Origin of the sequence: Edwardsiella ictaluri ATCC 33202, assembly GCF_000264785.1 — a bacterium.
Lineage (GTDB): Bacteria > Pseudomonadota > Gammaproteobacteria > Enterobacterales > Enterobacteriaceae > Edwardsiella > Edwardsiella ictaluri.
This window is the reverse complement of record NZ_AFJI01000054.1, coordinates 82272-100911: the sequence shown is the minus strand read 5'-3', so window position 1 is coordinate 100911 and position 18640 is coordinate 82272. Positions and strand designations below refer to the sequence as shown.

At 59.0% G+C, this 18640-nt stretch carries 12 protein-coding genes and 1 pseudogene; 4 read left to right on the top strand and 9 right to left on the bottom strand.

The genetic code is table 11. The features are described 5' to 3' along the window. Positions 1 to 177: 177 nt before the first annotated feature. On the top strand, positions 178 to 1071 hold the full coding sequence (locus tag EIEH_RS07775) for a LysR family transcriptional regulator ArgP (RefSeq protein WP_015872573.1): 894 nt from the start codon (positions 178 to 180) through the stop codon (positions 1069 to 1071). 60 nt (positions 1072 to 1131) lie between these two features. Here the strand turns inward: EIEH_RS07775 and EIEH_RS07770 are convergent, their stop codons facing one another. The 7 genes and pseudogenes from EIEH_RS07770 to tkt all read right to left on the bottom strand — a co-directional run bounded on the left by EIEH_RS07770 (position 1132) and on the right by tkt (position 9271). Then, positions 1132 to 1851: an oxidative stress defense protein gene (locus EIEH_RS07770; RefSeq protein WP_015872574.1), complete on the bottom strand. Its 720-nt coding sequence runs from the start codon at positions 1849 to 1851 to the stop codon at positions 1132 to 1134. 161 nt (positions 1852 to 2012) lie between these two features. Beyond that, positions 2013 to 2120 (bottom strand): annotated as a pseudogene (locus tag EIEH_RS19685) (arginine transporter); the annotation flags it as partial. Between the two features lie 266 nt (positions 2121 to 2386). Then, positions 2387 to 3247: a small-conductance mechanosensitive channel MscS gene (gene mscS / locus EIEH_RS07765; protein WP_015872576.1), complete on the bottom strand. Its 861-nt coding sequence runs from the start codon at positions 3245 to 3247 to the stop codon at positions 2387 to 2389. Between the two features lie 274 nt (positions 3248 to 3521). Then, positions 3522 to 4598, bottom strand: a complete 1077-nt coding sequence (fbaA, locus tag EIEH_RS07760; protein ID WP_015872577.1) for a class II fructose-bisphosphate aldolase — start codon at positions 4596 to 4598, stop codon at positions 3522 to 3524. Between the two features lie 108 nt (positions 4599 to 4706). Further along, on the bottom strand, positions 4707 to 5870 hold the full coding sequence (pgk, locus tag EIEH_RS07755) for a phosphoglycerate kinase (RefSeq protein WP_015872578.1): 1164 nt from the start codon (positions 5868 to 5870) through the stop codon (positions 4707 to 4709). Positions 5871 to 5927: 57 nt separating this feature from the next. Then, positions 5928 to 6953 (bottom strand): erythrose-4-phosphate dehydrogenase, encoded by a 1026-nt coding sequence (gene epd, locus EIEH_RS07750; RefSeq protein WP_015872579.1) that lies wholly within the window; start codon positions 6951 to 6953, stop codon positions 5928 to 5930. Between the two features lie 323 nt (positions 6954 to 7276). Further along, positions 7277 to 9271: a transketolase gene (gene tkt, locus EIEH_RS07745; RefSeq protein ID WP_015872580.1), complete on the bottom strand. Its 1995-nt coding sequence runs from the start codon at positions 9269 to 9271 to the stop codon at positions 7277 to 7279. Between the two features lie 401 nt (positions 9272 to 9672). Between tkt and EIEH_RS07740 the strand changes: the two genes are divergently transcribed. Further along, the gene (locus EIEH_RS07740; RefSeq protein WP_015872582.1) at positions 9673 to 11307 is read left to right on the top strand and encodes a sulfatase family protein; all 1635 of its coding nucleotides are present in this window, start codon (positions 9673 to 9675) and stop codon (positions 11305 to 11307) included. A 42-nt stretch (positions 11308 to 11349) separates the two neighbouring features. Here the strand turns inward: EIEH_RS07740 and speB are convergent, their stop codons facing one another. Together speB and speA are read right to left on the bottom strand one after the other, a co-directional pair. After that, a complete protein-coding gene (speB, locus tag EIEH_RS07735) occupies positions 11350 to 12264 on the bottom strand; it encodes an agmatinase (RefSeq protein WP_015872583.1) in 915 nt (304 codons plus the stop codon). A gap of 210 nt (positions 12265 to 12474) precedes the next feature. Next, a complete protein-coding gene (gene speA / locus EIEH_RS07730) occupies positions 12475 to 14391 on the bottom strand; it encodes a biosynthetic arginine decarboxylase (protein WP_226092438.1) in 1917 nt (638 codons plus the stop codon). A gap of 1059 nt (positions 14392 to 15450) precedes the next feature. On the opposite strand from speA, the gene metK reads away from it, so the two are divergent. Then, positions 15451 to 16605: a methionine adenosyltransferase gene (gene metK, locus EIEH_RS07725; protein ID WP_015872586.1), complete on the top strand. Its 1155-nt coding sequence runs from the start codon at positions 15451 to 15453 to the stop codon at positions 16603 to 16605. A 397-nt stretch (positions 16606 to 17002) separates the two neighbouring features. Further along, complete coding sequence (locus EIEH_RS07720; RefSeq protein WP_015872587.1) at positions 17003 to 18409, top strand: sugar porter family MFS transporter; 1407 nt, start codon at positions 17003 to 17005, stop codon at positions 18407 to 18409. Positions 18410 to 18640 lie beyond the last annotated feature (231 nt).

Sequence of the window (18640 nt, the reverse complement as noted above, 5' to 3'; positions counted from 1 at the left end):
CCGCGTATTTTCTCCGCGACGCCCGCCAAAATGTGGCATATTGCGGTAGCGCCTCCAGCCGCCATGCGGAGCCTGAATAGGGCCCTCCGCCTAGGGCGGACCATGCGCGCCGTATTCCCGACGTGAGCAATAACGTTTATACATAACAAAAATGGAACCAAGGGGACAGATACCATAATGAAACGCCCGGACTACCGGACCTTGCAGGCACTGGACGCCGTCATCCGCGAACGTGGTTTTGAGCGCGCTGCTCAAAAACTTTGCATCACGCAGTCGGCGGTCTCCCAACGCATCAAGCAACTGGAAAACCTGTTTGGCCAGCCGCTGCTGGTACGTACCGTGCCGCCGCGCCCTACCGAGCAGGGACAGCGCCTGCTGGCGCTGCTGCACCAGGTCGAACTGCTGGAGGAGGAGTGGCTGGGTAATGACAACAGCAGCGATGGTCCGCTGCTACTGTCGCTGGCAGTCAACGCCGACAGTCTGGCGACCTGGCTGCTGCCGGCCCTGAAGCCAGTGCTGGCCGACTCACCGCTGCGCCTGAATCTGCAGGTCGAAGACGAAAGCCGCACCCAGGAGCGCCTGCGCCGCGGTGAAGTGGTCGGCGCAGTGAGTCTGCAGCCCCAGCCGCTGCCGAGCTGCCTGGTGGATCGTCTGGGCGCGCTGGACTATCTGTTCTGCGCCTCCCCCGCCTTTGCCGCCCGCTACTTCCCCAACGGGGTAACGCGCTCATCGTTACTGAAAGCGCCAGCGGTCGCCTTTGACCACCTGGACGACATGCATCAGGCTTTCCTACAGCAAAACTTCGAACTGCCGCCGGGCAGCGTACCCTGTCATATCGTTAACTCATCCGAAGCGTTTGTACAGCTGGCGCTGCAGGGCACTACCTGCTGTATGCTGCCGCACCTGCAGGTTGAGCGCGAGCTGCGCAAAGGAGTACTGATCGATCTGACGCCGGGCATGGTCCAGCGCCGAATGCTGTACTGGCACCGTTTTGCCCCGGAGAGCCGCCTGATGCGGCGGGTCACCGATGCGCTGATAAGCCACGGCCGCGACGTGCTGCGCCAGGACTAGACACTGGAGCTGCGCGCGGCAACGCGGGATCGGCAATCGATCCCGCCCACTATCGGCCCGTTATTTACTCAGGTTAAACACCACCTCAACCCGATCGTCGAAGTGAATCGTCTGCTGCTCATAGGTTTGTGCCGCCGAGGTTTGATTGGCGGACGGCGCCGCCGCGTACATGCGTGTCTCCGGCTCCGGCTGGAAGTTGGAGACGTGATAACGGACGCTATAGACCGGCCCCAACGTTACCCCAAACCCCTGCGCCAGGGACTCCGCCTGGGATATCGCGTTCCTGATCGCCATCTGGCGCGCCTTATCGCGGTACACCTCAGGCTTGGCAACGCCCAGCTCGACAGAGCGGATCTCATTAAGGTTGGCCTTCAGCGCCCCGTCCAACAGACTGTTAAGCTTATCCAGCTGACGCAACGTCACCTGTACGGTACGCACGGCACGGTATCCCTTCAGCTGGCTTTTCCCATCTTTCTGATACTCATACTCTGGCATGGTATACAGATTGGCGGCGCTGATATCCTGCGGGTCGATGCCGTTACGCTTCAAAAAGTCAAAATATTTGGCTACCCGCTGATCGACCTGAGACTTGGCAACGGCGGCATCTTTAGCGCTGGCGTTAACCTGAAAGGTCAGGGTAGCCATGTCGGGAACGGCATCCACGCTGGCGGTACCCGATGTCACTACGTGCGGCCCCTCTGGGACCTCCGCCGCCTGAACACTGGCGGCCATGCCACCGACACCCATCATTGCAGCCAAGGCCAATACTGTTAATTTCATGGTTATCCTCCGGTTCACTACTACGTTGCCAGGGGCTTCCCCTCTGTCATGCGCCAGACCCTAAGGTCCAACCCTATCCCGCCGACCGATCGCCGACGAATGTGCTGTTAGCATAGCGCGCCTATGGCGCGACGTGAATCGGATATTCCCTACATAGCCGGTCATTGACGCACCAACGATCGCGCAATAAACCACATAACTCCGCCGACAGCCATATTGATCGACCGCTGGGCGCGCAAATGGCTCAGCCAGGCCACCTGCAGCGCCAGACCCTACCGAGGCTATTCAGACCGCCCCAGATCACCAGCTTCAACGCGCGGCCGTCGAAGGTCCCGGCGCAGATCAGCGCCGTACTCAGGATGAATCGCTGCACAAATGCAGAAAATATAACGATGCCCCTTCAGAAGAGGAGGAGCGGACGGTTAATAAAGAGAATCATAAACAGCCGGGCAGCGACGGGGGAAATAGCGATTTCTTATCGCAGATTAGACGGGCTCATGGTGTCTGGCCGGGGCGTCGGCCAGACGGGAGGAGATCACTCGGCACGGGCTTTGACAGCCTGATACAGATGCACGTCCATCTGTGGGAACGGAATGCCAATATTATTGGCATCCAGCGCGCGTTTGAAATTCTCCATCAGATCAAAATAGATGGCCCAATAGTCGGCGTTGTTGCCCCAGACACGCACCACAAAATTGAGCGACGAGGCCGCCATTTCGTTCAGGCGAATGGTAACGCCATCATCGTGCAGAATGCGCGTATCGGCCGCCACCACATCGCCCAGCACCCGCTTGACCACGTCGATATCGGCGTCGTAGGCCACACCCACGATAATATCGATCCGGCGCTTCGGCTCGCGGGAGAAGTTGATGATGTTGCCGGCAATGATCTTGCCATTGGGCACCACAATCACTTTATTGTCAGCTGTGGCCAGCGTGGTAGAGAAAATCTGCACCTCGCGTACCGTGCCGGTGACGCCGCCCAGATCCACGACCTCTCCCGCGCGGAACGGGCGGAACAGCACCAGCAGCACGCCGGCGGCAAAGTTGGACAACGACCCCTGTAGCGCCAGACCGACCGCCAAACCGGCGGCACCCAGCACAGCGATCACCGAGGTGGTCTGCACCCCAAGCCGCCCCAGCGCGGCGATAATGGTAAAGGCCAGAATGGCATAACGTACCATCGCCGCCAGGAAATGCACTACCGTCACATCCAGACCACGCGCCTTCAGCAGGCGAATCAGCGTCGTCGAAATGCCGCGGGCGATCAGGGAACCGATGATCAGGATCACTACCGCCGCCACCAGATTGACGGCATAGCCCAGCAGCAAATCCTGGTTACGGACGATCCAACCGCCGGCGCTCTGTATGCCGTCAACTACATCCAATTCTTTCATCTTATTTTTTACCCTCTGATTTCATTACCTGACTCCGTCACCGTAACCCCGATAACACGGGCAAAACAGGCCGCAGATCGCAGCCCAATGATTATAAGGGTAACCCAACTACGGCGATGAACTCCACATTTCATTAACGCTAACAATCTGAAAATTAAAACCATATAACACAACGTATTGATATGGCCGCTCGCGATGATATTTCCCTTTCCCGGCGATCTCCCGGCATAAAAAAACCCCGCAACGCGGGGTTTCTCCAGCCGATTGACGACGATTACAGCACGTCGATACAGTTCAGCTCTTTGAACGCCTGCTCCAGACGCTCGATCATGCCAGTCTGAGCGGCACGCAGCCATACGCGTGGATCGTAGTACTTCTTGTTCGGCTTGTCGTCGCCTTCCGGATTACCCAGCTGGCCCTGCAGATAACCTTCGTTCTTCTTGTAGTACTTCAGCACACCTTCCCAGGTTGCCCACTGGGTATCGGTGTCGATGTTCATCTTCACCACACCGTAGCTGACCGCTTCTTTGATCTCTGCCGCGGTAGAGCCGGAGCCACCGTGGAAGACAAAGTTCAGGCTGTTATGCGGCAGGTTATGCTTCTTGGAGACATACTCCTGAGAGTTTTTCAGGATCACCGGCGTCAGCTGCACGTTACCCGGCTTGTACACGCCGTGCACGTTGCCGAAGGAGGCAGCGATGGTGAAACGCGGGCTGATGGCGCTCAGCTTGGTGAACGCGTAGTCCACGTCCTCCGGCTGGGTGTACAGCGCGGAGTTGTCCAGGTGACTGTTGTCCACACCGTCTTCTTCACCACCGGTGCAACCCAGCTCCAGCTCCAGGGTCATACCGATCTTGGACATGCGGGCCAGGTACTGAGAGCAGATTTCAATGTTCTCTTCCAGAGACTCTTCGGAAAGATCGATCATGTGGGAGGAGAACAGCGGCTTGCCCGTCGCGGCGAAGTGCTTCTCACCGGCATCCAGCAGCCCGTCCAGCCACGGCAGCAGCTTCTTGGCGCAGTGGTCGGTATGCAGGATCACCGGAACACCGTAGTATTCGGCCATCTGATGCACGTGGTGCGCACCGGCGATCGCGCCGAGGATGGCCCCCTGCTGGCCCTCCAGCTTCAGTCCTTTACCGGCGATGAAGGCAGCACCGCCGTTGGAGAACTGAACGATGATCGGCGCGCGTACCTTGGCTGCAGCCTCCATCACCGCGTTGATGGAGTCCGTACCGACGCAGTTAACGGCCGGCAGAGCGAATTTGTTCTCTTTCGCAACCTGGAATACTTTCTGAACGTCATCGCCAAAGATGACACCCGGTTTAACAAAGTCAAAGATTTTAGACATGTCTAATCGTCCTGTTTCGTGGGCGTGAGTGTTTTCCAATCGGATCAACATTACCGCGCCAAGGCGCGATAAAACAACGGGAGGCATGATGGCCTCCCGTATCGGGCATTACTGCTTGGCGCGCTCTTCGAGCATCACCACAGCCGGCAGTTTCTTGCCTTCCACAAACTCCAGGAAGGCACCGCCGCCGGTGGAGATGTAGGAGATCTTGTCGGCGATGCCGAACAGATCGATGGCCGCCAGGGTATCGCCGCCGCCGGCGATGGAGAAGGCGTCGCTGTTGGCGATAGCATTGGCCACGATCTCGGTCCCTTTACGGAAGTTCGGGAACTCGAAAACGCCGACCGGACCGTTCCACAGGATGGTCTTGGCGTTTTTCAGGATAGCGGCCAGCTGCTCGGCAGAGGCATCGCCCAGATCCAGAACCTGCTCATCATCTTTGATTTCGCTGACGGATTTCATGGTCGCCGACGCCGTCTCAGAAAACTCTGTCGCCACACGCACATCGGTCGGTACCGGGATATCACAGGTACCCAGCAGCTTCTTGGCTTCAGGGATCAGGTCGGCTTCATACAGGGATTTACCCACGTTATGGCCTTCCGCGGCGATGAAGGTATTCGCGATGCCGCCGCCCACGATCAGCTGATCAGCGATCTTGGACAGGGAGTCCAGGACGGTCAGTTTGGTGGAGACCTTGGAGCCGCCGACGATGGCGACCATCGGACGCGCCGGGTTGCTCAGGGCCTTGCCCAGGGCTTCCAGCTCGCCGGACAGCAGCGGACCGGCACAGGCGATCGGCGCAAACTTGCCCACGCCGTGGGTAGAGGCCTGGGCGCGGTGCGCGGTGCCAAACGCGTCCATAACGAACACGTCGCACAGGGCGGCGTATTTCTTGGACAGGGTTTCGTCGTCTTTCTTCTCACCCTTGTTGAAGCGGACGTTTTCCAGCACCACCAGCTCGCCCTGGGCGACGTCAACGCCGTCCAGGTAATCTTTGGCCAGACGCACCGACGCCTTCAGATGATCTTTGAGGTAATTCACCACCGGCAGCAGAGAAAACTCTGCGTTGTACTCGCCTTCGGTCGGACGACCCAGATGGGAGGTTACCATCACGCGTGCACCTTGCTTCAGCGCCAGCTCAATGGTCGGCAGCGAAGCGCGGATACGCGCATCGGAAGTCACTTTACCGTCTTTAACCGGAACGTTCAGATCCGCACGGATCAGAACGCGTTTACCCGCCAGATCCAAATCGGTCATCTTAATTACAGACATGGTGAATCCTCTCATTGATTCTCTAAAAGTTGCTTTAAGCTGTGTCGCCGCGCGCGGCTACGACGCATTAGAAACTGCCCGGGCCATCGCCAGCGTGGTATCCAGCATCCGGTTGGCGAATCCCCATTCGTTGTCACACCAGACCAACGTTTTAATCAAATGCCGACCACTGACCCGCGTCTGAGTACCGTCCACGATGGCGCTGTGCGGGTCGTGATTAAAGTCGGTCGAGACCAGCGGTAATTCTGTGTAGTCAACTATACCATGAAATGCAGTGGATGCCGCCTTTTGCAGCAGGTGGTTCACCTGCTCAACCCGCACCGGAGTACGCACGCTGACGCTGAGATCGATGGCGGTCACATTCAGCGTCGGTACCCGTACCGAGATCGCTTCAAAGCGATCGCGAAACTGCGGTAACACGCGCGCAATACCCGCCGCCAGCTTGGTATCCACCGGAATGATCGAGTGGCTGGCAGCCCGGGTCCGCCGCAGATCCGGGTGGTAAGCATCGATCACCTGTTGGTCATTCATCGACGAGTGGATGGTAGTCACTGCGCCCGACTCGATGGCAAAGGCATCGTCCAGCAATTTAATCACCGGGATGATACAGTTGGTGGTACAGGAGGCGTTGGAGACGATGCGATGCTCCGCCAACAGACTCTCCTGATTCACCCCGTATACCACGGTGGCATCAAGGTCATGGCCGCCGGGGTGGGAGAACAGCACTTTACCGGCCCCCGCCAGAAGATGAGCCTCGCCATCAGCCCGGCTGCCATAAACACCGCTACACTCCAGCACCACATCGACCTGCAGCGCCTCCCAGGGCAGATCGGCGATCTGCGGCCGGTGCAGCAGACGAATACGATCGTCGCCGATCCACAACCAGTCATCCTGCTGGCGCACCGACCAGGCAAACCGGCCGTGGCAGGTGTCATACTGCAGTAGATGTGCCATCCCTTCAGCGGCCGCCAGCTCATTGATTGCGACGACGCGCATCTGCGTCTGTCGTCCCGACTCATACAGCGCCCGCAGTACGTTGCGGCCGATGCGACCAAAGCCGTTAATGGCGATACGAATGGTCATCTTACTCTTTCCTCGTCCGACAAACAGACGCCAAGAGTAATCCATGCACGCGACACCGGAGCGGGCTCCGCCAGCAAAAACGCCACTGGCCCCATCAATTCGTCGCCGCTTTCCCCATCAACTGAAACGCTTCAGCCAAGAATAAACCAAACGCAGCGCAAAGAAAACACGGGAGAGGAAAAGCGGGAGGCGTGGCGGTGAATTTGAATGGAAACGTGCATTGCATCACAATTTGATGCGAAATCAGCGCATAGAGAGCGCCTGATACTCCGGCAGAAAAAACGGGGCAGACGCCCCGTTCATCTTTTTCTACCGCGTACGGCTTACTTCAGCAGTGCGCGGGCCTTGGCCAGCACGTTGTCGACAGTGAAGCCGAACTCGACGAACAGCTGTTCGGCCGGCGCAGACTCACCGAAGGTGGTCATACCGACGACAGCGCCGTTCAGACCGACGTACTTGTACCAGAAGTCGGCGATACCCGCCTCGACCGCCACACGGGCGCTGACGGCGGATGGCAGTACTGCTTCACGGTAGGCGGCATCCTGCTTGTCGAACACTTCGGTGGATGGCATGGAGACCACGCGAACCTGACGCCCTTCGGCACTCAGTTGCGCAGCGGCTTTCATCGCCAGCTCCACTTCAGAGCCGGTGGCAATGAAGATCAGCTCCGGCTGCGCGTCACAATCCTGCAGAATATAGGCACCACGTTCAACGTTGACCAGCTGCTCGGCGCTGCGATCCATCTGGGTCAGGTTCTGACGGGAAAAGATCAGCGCAGACGGCCCATCCAGACGTTCGATGGCCTTCTTCCATGCCACGGCGGACTCGACCTGGTCACACGGGCGCCAGGTGTTCATGTTCGGCGTGGTGCGCAGGCTGGCCATCTGCTCGACCGGCTGATGGGTCGGGCCGTCCTCGCCCAGACCGATGGAGTCATGGGTGTAGACCTGAATGTTGCGGATCTTCATCAGGGCAGCCATACGCATAGCGTTACGGGCATACTCCATGAACATCAGGAAGGTGGCACCGTAGGGGATAAAGCCACCGTGCAACGCAACGCCATTGATGATAGCGGTCATGCCGAACTCACGCACGCCGTAGTGGATATAGTTACCCGCGGCGTCTTCGTTCAGCGCCTTGGACCCTGACCACATGGTCAGGTTGCTCGGTGCCAGGTCGGCGGAGCCGCCCAGGAACTCCGGCAGCAGCTTGCCAAAGGCTTCCAGCGCATTCTGCGACGCCTTACGGCTGGCGATCTTGGCCGGGTTGGCCTGCAGCTGTTTGATAAACTGGCGGGATTCACTGTCCCAGCTGGCCGGCAGTTCGCCGTTGATACGGCGTTTGAATTCGGCGGCCAGCTGCGGGAACGCAGCCTGATAGGCGGCGAAACGCACATCCCAGGCCTGCTCTTTGGCCTTACCGGCTTCTTTGGCATCCCACAGGGCATAGATCTCCTGCGGGATGACGAACGGCGGGTAGTTCCAGCCCAGCTGGGCGCGGGTTGCCGCGATCTCTGCATCGCCCAGCGGCGCGCCGTGGGAGTCATGGGTGCCGGCCTTGTTCGGCGAACCGAAGCCAATGACGGTTTTGCACATCAGCAGGGACGGCTTGTCGCTTACGCTGCGCGCCTCTTCGATAGCGGCCTTGATGGCGGCGCTGTCGTGACCGTCTACGCCGCGCACCACGTGCCAGCCGTAAGCTTCAAAACGCTTGGCGGTATCATCGGTGAACCAGCCGTCAACATGACCGTCGATGGAGATACCGTTATCGTCGTAGAACGCAATCAGCTTGCCCAGCTTCAGGGTACCGGCCAGGGAGCAGACCTCGTGGGAGATGCCTTCCATCATGCAGCCATCACCCATAAAGGCATAGGTGAAATGGTCGACGATGTCATGCCCCGGGCGGTTAAACTGCGCGGCCAGCGTACGCTCGGCGATGGCCATGCCGACAGCGTTGGCAATGCCCTGGCCCAGCGGACCGGTGGTGGTCTCAACGCCCGGAGTATAACCATACTCCGGGTGGCCCGGGGTTCTGGAGTGCAGCTGGCGGAAGTTTTCCAGCTCGGAGATCGGCAGATCATAGCCGGTAAGGTGCAGCAGGCTATAAATCAGCATAGAACCATGGCCGTTGGACAGCACAAAACGGTCACGATCGGCCCAGTGCGGGTTGACCGGGTTATGGTTCATGTAATCACGCCACAGGACTTCGGCGATATCTGCCATCCCCATCGGGGCGCCCGGGTGACCGGATTTGGCCTTCTGCACCGCATCCATGCTCAGGGCACGGATAGCATTGGCAAGCTCTTTACGAGAGGACATGTTCTACTCCAAGTCGGATTGTATGAAAACAAGGGTTCGCCATATTGTCTCAGACTCGGAGTGAAAACGGCAATCCTTAATCACGGCGCAGCCAAGGAGTCGCGCCGCGATGATACGCTCTCACACCGTTCTCCCGACGCCGCGGGACAGTATGGCCTGACGGGGCAGGGTAGCACAAAACCGATGTCGTCCCGCCCCGCAGCGCACAGCGCTTGCGCAATCAGCGTCCTTTTTTGACCTGCGTTGCGCAAAGGTTGATTTTTCACCGCGCGCGCCGCCGCAGTCACTTTGCGCGAAAAAACTTTCCTTTACTTTTGATTGTGCGTTATGCGATCGATATCGCGGTGAAGCATTCTTTCGAATTGTTATCTTTGCTTTCGAACAATAAAAAGGAACCGACTATGTCTCTTTCTCGACGCGAATTTTTACAGCGAACTGCCGGCGGGATGGCCGGGGTCGCCCTCGGTGCGCCCGCGCTGGCCACCGGCGATGCCACCGCCGGTACGGGTACGGGCGCCAAGCCCCCCCCGCGCAATATCGTCATCATCACCGCCGATCAGCTGGCACGGCGCGGCGTGGGGGGCTATGGCAATCCCCACGTCAACACCCCGGCCATCGACAGCCTGATCGCCCGCGGCACCCGCTTTGAACAAGCCTACTGTCCCTACCCGCTGTGCGCCCCGTCACGCGCCTGCTACTGGACCGGCCGCCTGCCCCATCAGACCGGGGTGATCGCCAACGACAGCCCCAACCTCCCGCAGGATATGGTGACGCTGGGCGAACTGTTCAGCCGGGCAGGCTATGAGTGTCGCCACTTTGGTAAGCGTCACGACTACGGCGCGCTCAAGGGGTTCACCTGCGCCGACCAGATCGAGCTGCCCTACGACAGCCCGGCCGCCTACCCGGTCGATTATGATACCCGTGAGGATGTCTACTGCCTGCAGGAGAGCCTGAAGTATATCGATACCCTGAAGGGGCGCGGCGCCGACGCACCGTTTATGCTGGCGATCGAATTCAATAATCCCCATAACATCAACGGCTGGACCGGGGCTTTTGCCGGCCCGCACGGCGATATCGACGGTCTGGGAACGCTGCCGCCGCTGCTGGACAATTTTGATACCTCAGCCGATCTGCCCAACCGCCCCCTGGCGATTCAATATGCCTGCTGCACCCATAACCGGGTGATGCAGGCCGCCAACTGGAGCCCGCTCAACTTTCGTCAGTATCTCAAGGCCTACTATCACTTCACTGAGCTGGCCGATGGTTTTATCGGCCAGGTGCTGAGCGCGCTGCGCGCCAGCGGCCATGCGGACGATACCCTGGTGGTCTTCTTTGCCGATCACGGCGATGCCATGGGCGCCCACCGTCTGGTGGCCAAGATGAACTGGTTCTATGAAGAGTCCACCAACGTGCCGCTGATTTTCGCCGGCCCCGGTATCCGTCCCCACTCCAGCAGCCGCCACCTGACCTCCCTGTGCGATCTGCTGCCGACCCTGTGCGACTACGCGGGGCTGACACCACCGCCCGGCCTGTACGGCCGCTCCCTGCTGCCGATCCTGCGCGGCGAGCAGCCCGACACGTGGCGCGATGAGGTCATTACCCAGTGGAACACCGATCGCAATGTGGATGTACAACCGGCGCGCATGCTACGCACGGACAGATATAAATATATAATTTATAAAGAGAATGAAGAGGAAGAACTCTACGACCTGCAACAGGATCCAGGGGAAACCCACAATCTGGCACACTCGGCGGAACATCAGGAACAGCGTCAGGCGCTGCGCGCCCGTTTCGATGACTATGTGCGCAATCAGATCGACCCCTTCTACAGCCAGGAGGCCATCATCGACCGGCGCTGGCGCAGCCACCTGCCCGGCTACCATAACCATCAGGGACAGACCAGCATCCAGGTCTACCAGAAGGAGATCCGCCCACTGATCATGAATAAGGAGTTTGAAAAGGCGCGCGAGGTCCGCCTGGCGCTCTACCGGCAGGCCCGCGCCTCGTATGGCGGCGGGTGTGATCGCGATGCATGAAAAAGGCCGGGCGTCTGCCCGGCCTTACCCGTTCAGCGGACGTTACTTCTTCGCCGCCTGGATATACAGCATCTCCAGCGCCAGCGTCGCCGCCGCCAGGGCGGTGATCTCTGACTGATCATAGGCCGGCGCGACTTCGACAACGTCCATGCCGACAATATCCAGATCCTGCAGGCCACGCACCAGCTTCAGGGCGCGATCGGAGGTCAGGCCGCCGATCACCGGTGTGCCGGTGCCCGGGGCATGGGCCGGATCCAGGCAGTCGATGTCAAAAGTCAGATAAACCGGCAGATCACCGACGATACGCTTAACCTCGGCCAGCACATCCTCTACGCTGCGATCGTTCACCTGGGCGGCATCCAGCACGGTAAAACCGTTGTCATGATCGTACTCGGTGCGAATACCGATCTGCACCGAATGCTGCGGATCGATCAGCCCCTCGTTCGGCGCATGGAAGAACATGGTGCCGTGATCGAACTTGCTGCCGTGCGCATAGGTATCGGTGTGGGCGTCGAAGTGCACCAGCGCCATTTTGCCGAAGTGCTTGGCGTGAGCGCGCAGCAGCGGCAGGGTGATAAAATGGTCACCGCCAAAGGTCAGGCAGCGTTTCCCGCTGGCCAACAGACGCTCGGCGTGAGCCTGCAGGTTATCGCTCATCTCCTGGGCGTCGCCGAAACTGAAGACCACGTCGCCGCAGTCCACCACCTTCAGGCGGTCGCGCATATCGAAGTTCCACGGCCAGCGCTTGCCTTCCCAGGCCAGGTTGGTGGAAACCTGACGGATAGCCGCCGGCCCGTGTCGGCCACCGGCGCGGCCGGAGGTCGCCATATCGAACGGCACTCCGGTGATCACCCAGTCGGCGTCGCCGTCATACGGCATGAAGTCCAGCGGCAGACGCAGGAAACCAAAGGCGTTGGATACCAGAGAGTTATCAGGCTTATGCCCCAGAGTACACATACTCACTCCTCCTATAAATCCCGTCGCCGCGCCGCATGTCGGCCAGGCTGACGGAGTCGCGATGAAAAAAAAATCCCTCCCGCGTCGTTAACCCGACGAGGAAGGGATTATCAGTTCGTTTGGCAGTGCATTTCGCCGATTATGGCGACAACCCACCGCAACTGCAAGCCCGGAGGATCTCCCCGGCGGCGACGCGCCGCCGGGCGCCGATCACTCGTCTTCCAGGTAGGTGTAGCCGTACAGACCGGCCTCAAACTCCTCCAGGAACTGTGCCTGCAGCGCACCGTCCAGATGAGCCGCGCGCACCTGATCGCGGAAGTGGGTCAGCAACACCTGCGGGTCGAGCTGTACATACTCCAGCATCTCCGCCACGGAGTTGCCGTCGTAGGATTCATCCACCTCGACGCTGCCGTCCTCGAACACATATACATCGACCGTGGCGGTGTCGCCGAACAGGTTATGCATGTTGCCCAGGATCTCCTGGTAGGCGCCGATCATGAAGAAGCCCACCAGCGGCGGATCCTGCGGATCGTACTCCGGCATCGGCATGGTGGTCGCCACGCCGTCGCCGTCAATGTAGTGATCGATGGTGCCATCCGAATCGCAGGTGATATCCAGCAGCACGGCGCGGCGCGTCGGCACCTTATCCAGCCCGCTGAGGGGCAGCACCGGGAACAGCTGATCGATCCCCCAGGCGTCTGGCATCGACTGGAACAGGGAGAAGTTCACGTACAGCTTATCGGCCATCCGCTCCTGCAGCTCATCGATGATCGGACGATGGGCGCGGTTGCTGGGATCCAGCTGGGTCTGTAGCTGGCTGCAGATGGCCAGATACTGCTGTTCGGCCCAGGCGCGCTGGCTCAGGCTGAGGATCCCGTGGGCATACTGGCTGTGCACGTCGTGCAGATCGAGCTGGCTATCATGCAGCCACTCGCGCAGCGAACGGCGGCCGCCAGGCACCTGCATCTCCTCCCAGGTGGCCCACAGGCTCTGCAGCGCGCGCGGCGCATCGGTGGCCGGCGGCTGTGGCTGCGGCAGTTCGTTGCGCTCCACCCCGATGATATTGGAGACCAGCACCGTATGGTGCGCCGTCACCGCCCTGCCCGACTCGGTGATCACCGTCGGGTGTGGCAGACCGTGCTCATTACAGGCGTCACCAATCCCCCAGATCACATTGTTGGCGTACTCATTCAGGCCGTAGTTAACCGAACAGTCGGACTGGGAGCGGGTCCCCTCATAGTCGACGCCCAGGCCGCCGCCGACGTCGAAGCACTGAATATTGACCCCCAGCTTATGCAGTTCGACGTAGAAACGCGCCGACTCACGCACCCCGGTGGCAATATCGCGAATGTTGGCCATCTGCGACCCCAGATGGAAATGCAACAGCTGCAGGCTCTCCAGATGCCCGGCCTGACGCAGGGTTTCCACCAGCTGCAGGACCTGCACCGCCGCCAGACCAAACTTGGACTTTTCTCCGCCGCTGGACTGCCACTTACCTGATCCCTGCGAAGCCAGACGCGCCCGCACACCGAGACGCGGTACCACGTCGAGGCGCTTGGCCTCCTCCAGCACCACGTCTATCTCGCTCAGCTTCTCGATGACCAGGTAGACCTTGTGACCCAGCTTTTCACCGATCAGCGCCAACCGGATATATTCGCGATCCTTATAGCCATTGCAGACGATCACGCTACGCGTCATGCCGGCGTGCGCCAATACCGCCATCAGCTCGGCCTTGGAGCCGGCCTCCAACCCCAGCGGCTCGCCGGAATTGACCAGCGACTCGATCACCCGTCGCTGCTGGTTGACCTTGATCGGATACACCAGGAAGTAATCCCCCTGGTAGCCGAACGAAGCGCGTGCACACTGGAAAGCAGCGTTGATCGAGCGCAGGCGATGCTGCAGGATCTGTGGAAAGCAGAACAGCGCCGGCAGGCGCTGCTGACGATCGGCCTGGATCTGCAGCGCCAGCGCCGTCAGATCGACCCGCGCCTGCGGCACGTCGGGATCCGGGCACACGGAGATGTGGCCCAGCTCATTCACATCGTAATAGTTGCCACCCCAGTAGGCGACGTTGTAGGTGCTCAACATCTTGCTGGCATTACTATCGTTCATCGCAACCTCCTGCATGGAACGCAAAGGGGAGCTGTCTGCCGAGTCCTGCGGGTACTGTGCAATCAAATCAGACACGGGCAGCTCCTTTTCCGGCGAGGACAACCGTCGCGCCAGCCAATATTGCAGCATCATCTGCATAGAGCAACCCACACGCCGGGATTTTTGGCGTGACCACAAAGCTCAGCGCCGGACATAATGCCGGGCCGATATCAGTATAAGAGCAAAACACGTCGTTAACTCCGTGGCTCGGGGAGCGTATTGGAATCGCCGATCCCCTATGAATAAACCCCTGCGGCCGGACGCCACAGGCTACCCTTGTTCAGTCATCCGATGCCGTAAACGGCGCAAGAATCCTGAGGTACACCCAAGCCATCACCCCAATAATGGGTAACATCGGGCAAATGGGAGAAAAGAGGATAAAAAGGAAGGAAGGCGCGTTGCGCAAAACGCGTCGCGATGACGCAGTACGCCGCAGGGAGCGGCACGCTTTACCACAGCCTTAGCATGGATCATTACCTGAACCACCTCCATCGCTGCCATATCACACGGCAGATCTTCAAAGTTAACAGCATGATAAAACTGACAGTATGGCACTGCCATACCCTCCTCGGCCGGAAGTGGGGCACATAGCCGCCCCGAAACGCCCCGTTTACCCCACCCACGGTGGAGAAAACGGCAGCACTCCGGTTGAAGCGTTATGCACCGGTAAGCCGCGCGCCGTTTATACCGACAACGGGCTAAAAAAGCAAAATGAAATTGTATCCACGGGCTGCCATCGAATAGTCAGGAACACCACGGGATCCTCCAGTGTGCGTTTCCGACAAAAAAAGGAGTGGAAAAATCCCACCGCCTTGGCCTAGAATAGCCGTCCAGATGTTAATCCATCTATACTTTTTAACCGATAAACTGCTTAACGGCTTTGCCTGAGGGGCGTTGCAGGAAGCATCAGGCACCAGAGGTCCTCAACGGATAACGATGAGGGGGCCCTTGATGACTCACCCCAAACAGCACGCAGCGTCAACGCTGTGCAGCGCAGTAGAATCAACCCGTCTTTTGAAGGTAAAGAACACAATTATGGCTAAACACCTTTTCACGTCCGAGTCCGTGTCTGAAGGACATCCGGATAAAATCGCCGACCAAATCTCCGACGCCGTACTGGATGCCATCCTCGAACAGGATCCGAAGGCGCGCGTAGCCTGTGAAACCTACGTCAAAACCGGCATGGTGCTGGTCGGCGGTGAAATCACCACCAACGCCTGGGTCGATATCGAAGAGTTGACCCGTAAAACCGTGGCTGACATCGGCTACGTCAGCTCCGACATGGGCTTTGATGCCAACTCTTGCGCCGTACTGAGCGCCATCGGCAAACAGTCCCCGGATATCAACCAGGGCGTCGACCGCTGCGATCCGCTGGAGCAGGGTGCCGGCGACCAGGGCATCATGTTCGGCTACGCCACCAACGAAACTGACGTACTGATGCCGGCGCCGATCACCTACGCCCACCGTCTAATGGAGCGTCAGGCCCGGGTGCGCAAAAACGGCACCCTGCCGTGGCTGCGTCCGGATGCCAAGAGCCAGGTGACCTTCCAGTATGACGACGGCAAGATCGCCGGCATCGATGCCGTGGTGCTCTCTACCCAGCACGCCGACACCATCAGCCAGAAAGATCTGCAGGAAGCTGTGATGGAAGAGATCATCAAGCCGGTTCTGCCTGCCGAGTGGCTGTCCGCCAGCACCAAATATTTTATCAACCCGACCGGCCGCTTCGTTATCGGCGGCCCGATGGGCGACTGCGGTCTGACCGGTCGTAAGATCATCGTCGATACCTACGGCGGCGCTGCCCGTCACGGCGGCGGTGCGTTTTCCGGTAAGGATCCATCCAAGGTTGACCGCTCCGCTGCCTACGCCGCACGTTATGTTGCCAAGAACATCGTCGCCGCCGGCCTGGCCGACCGCTGTGAAATCCAGGTCTCCTACGCCATCGGCGTGGCCGAGCCGACCTCGATCATGATAGAAACCTTCGGCACGGAAAAAATCGATCAGGAGCACCTGATCCAGCTGGTGCGCGAGTTCTTCGATCTGCGTCCCTATGGCCTGATCCAGATGCTGGATCTGATCCAGCCGATCTATCGCCAGACGGCAGCCTACGGCCACTTTGGCCGTGAGCAGTTCCCGTGGGAAAAGACCGACAAAGCCGCGCTGCTGCGCGAGGCCGCCGGCCTGAAGTAACCACGTATTACTCCGTCATAGGGCAGGCCATACGGCCTGCTTTTTTATCCCTGGGCTCCTCTTCCTGTGCCGCATATCCCTCCCTATTGCTGGCGTAACCCCAGAGTGAAAGCGATTACATTTATATCGAAACGCATACTCACACCTCGGTAACACTCAGCCTATTCACAGGATTAATTCGGCTTGTCATGAGCCTAAATAGGGATGCAATCGCGAAATAACGTCAAGTGACAACAAAAATAGACCTACGCGCTAACATTGTTGCTACGTGTATTGATGATGATTATTTATAGCATCGAATGTAAACGATTACATTTATGTGATCGTGCGCACTTTATAGTCAGCGGGCAATTCTTACCATGGCAACATCAGAGAAATGATCCTGTTTGGAGGCAGTATGAGTACTCCCGTCAATACATCCACCGTACACCATGCCCGTTCCAACGCCGGTATGACGTTCTTTGTCTGCTTTCTGGCCGCGCTGGCGGGTCTGCTTTTTGGTCTGGATATCGGCGTGATCGCCGGCGCACTGCCGTTTATTACCGATACTTTTAACATCACCAGCTCACAGCAGGAGTGGGTCGTCAGCTCGATGATGTTCGGGGCCGCCGTCGGCGCCGTCGGCAGCGGCTGGATGAACCACCGTATGGGTCGTAAATACAGCCTGATGATCGGCGCTATCCTGTTTGTCGTCGGCTCCCTGTGCTCCGCCTTTGCCCCTAACGTCGACATCCTGATCCTGTCGCGTATCCTGCTGGGGCTGGCCGTCGGCATCGCCTCCTACACCGCGCCGATCTATCTGTCCGAGATAGCCCCAGAGCGCATCCGCGGCAGCATGATCTCGATGTACCAGCTGATGATCACCATCGGGATCCTCGGCGCCTATCTGTCCGACACCGCCTTTAGCTATACCGGCTCCTGGCGCTGGATGCTGGGAGTGATCACCATCCCGGCCATCGTACTGCTGCTGGGGGTCTTCTTCCTGCCGGACAGCCCGCGCTGGCTGGCCTCCCGTAACCGCCATGAACAAGCGCGCCAAGTGCTGGAAAAGCTGCGCGACAGCAGCCAGCAGGCCCAGGATGAGCTAAACGATATCCGTGACAGTCTGAAGTTAAAGCAGAGCGGCTGGACGCTGTTCCTGCAGAACAGCAACTTTCGCCGGGCGGTCTATCTGGGGATACTGCTGCAGGTTATGCAACAGTTTACCGGGATGAACGTCATTATGTATTACGCACCGAAAATCTTCGATCTGGCCGGCTTTGCCAGCACCGAACAGCAGATGTGGGGAACGGTGATCGTCGGACTGGTCAACGTGCTGGCCACCTTCATCGCCATCGGTCTGGTAGACCGTTGGGGCCGTAAGCCAACGCTGATCCTGGGCTTTATCGTCATGGCCATCGGGATGGGCACCCTGGGTACCATGATGAATATCGGCATTACCTCCAGCATGGTGCAGTACTTTGCCATCGTTATGCTGCTGCTGTTTATCGTCGGCTTTGCCATGAGCGCCGGCCCGCTGATCTGGGTACTGTGCTCCGAAATCCAGCCGCTGAAAGGGCGTGACTTTGGCATCACCTGCTCCACCGCCACCAACTGGATCGCCAACATGATCGTCGGGGCAACCTTCCTGACCATGCTGAACAATCTGGGCAGCGCCCATACCTTCTGGGTCTACGCCGCCCTGAACCTGATCTTCGTCTTCATTACCCTGGCGCTGATCCCGGAGACCAAGAACATCTCCCTGGAGCACATCGAGCGTAACCTGATGGCCGGCAAATCGCTACGCAACATCGGCTCGCGCTAAACACCGCGCTTCCCCTCTGCCGCATGGCGCCTGCCATGCGGTTTTTTTGTGCACAGAATCCCCCAGCCAGGCTGGGGGTTCAGTAAAGCTTTCAGCTTTGGCCAGTTATTAAAACCCTTTTTGATTGGTTCAAACACCTTGCGGTCTGGCAACGGCAAGAGTCAAACAAGCAATCAAAAGGGGGCCCGATGGGGACGACGATGCAGATGTCAGATTGCAATGCACCTGTCA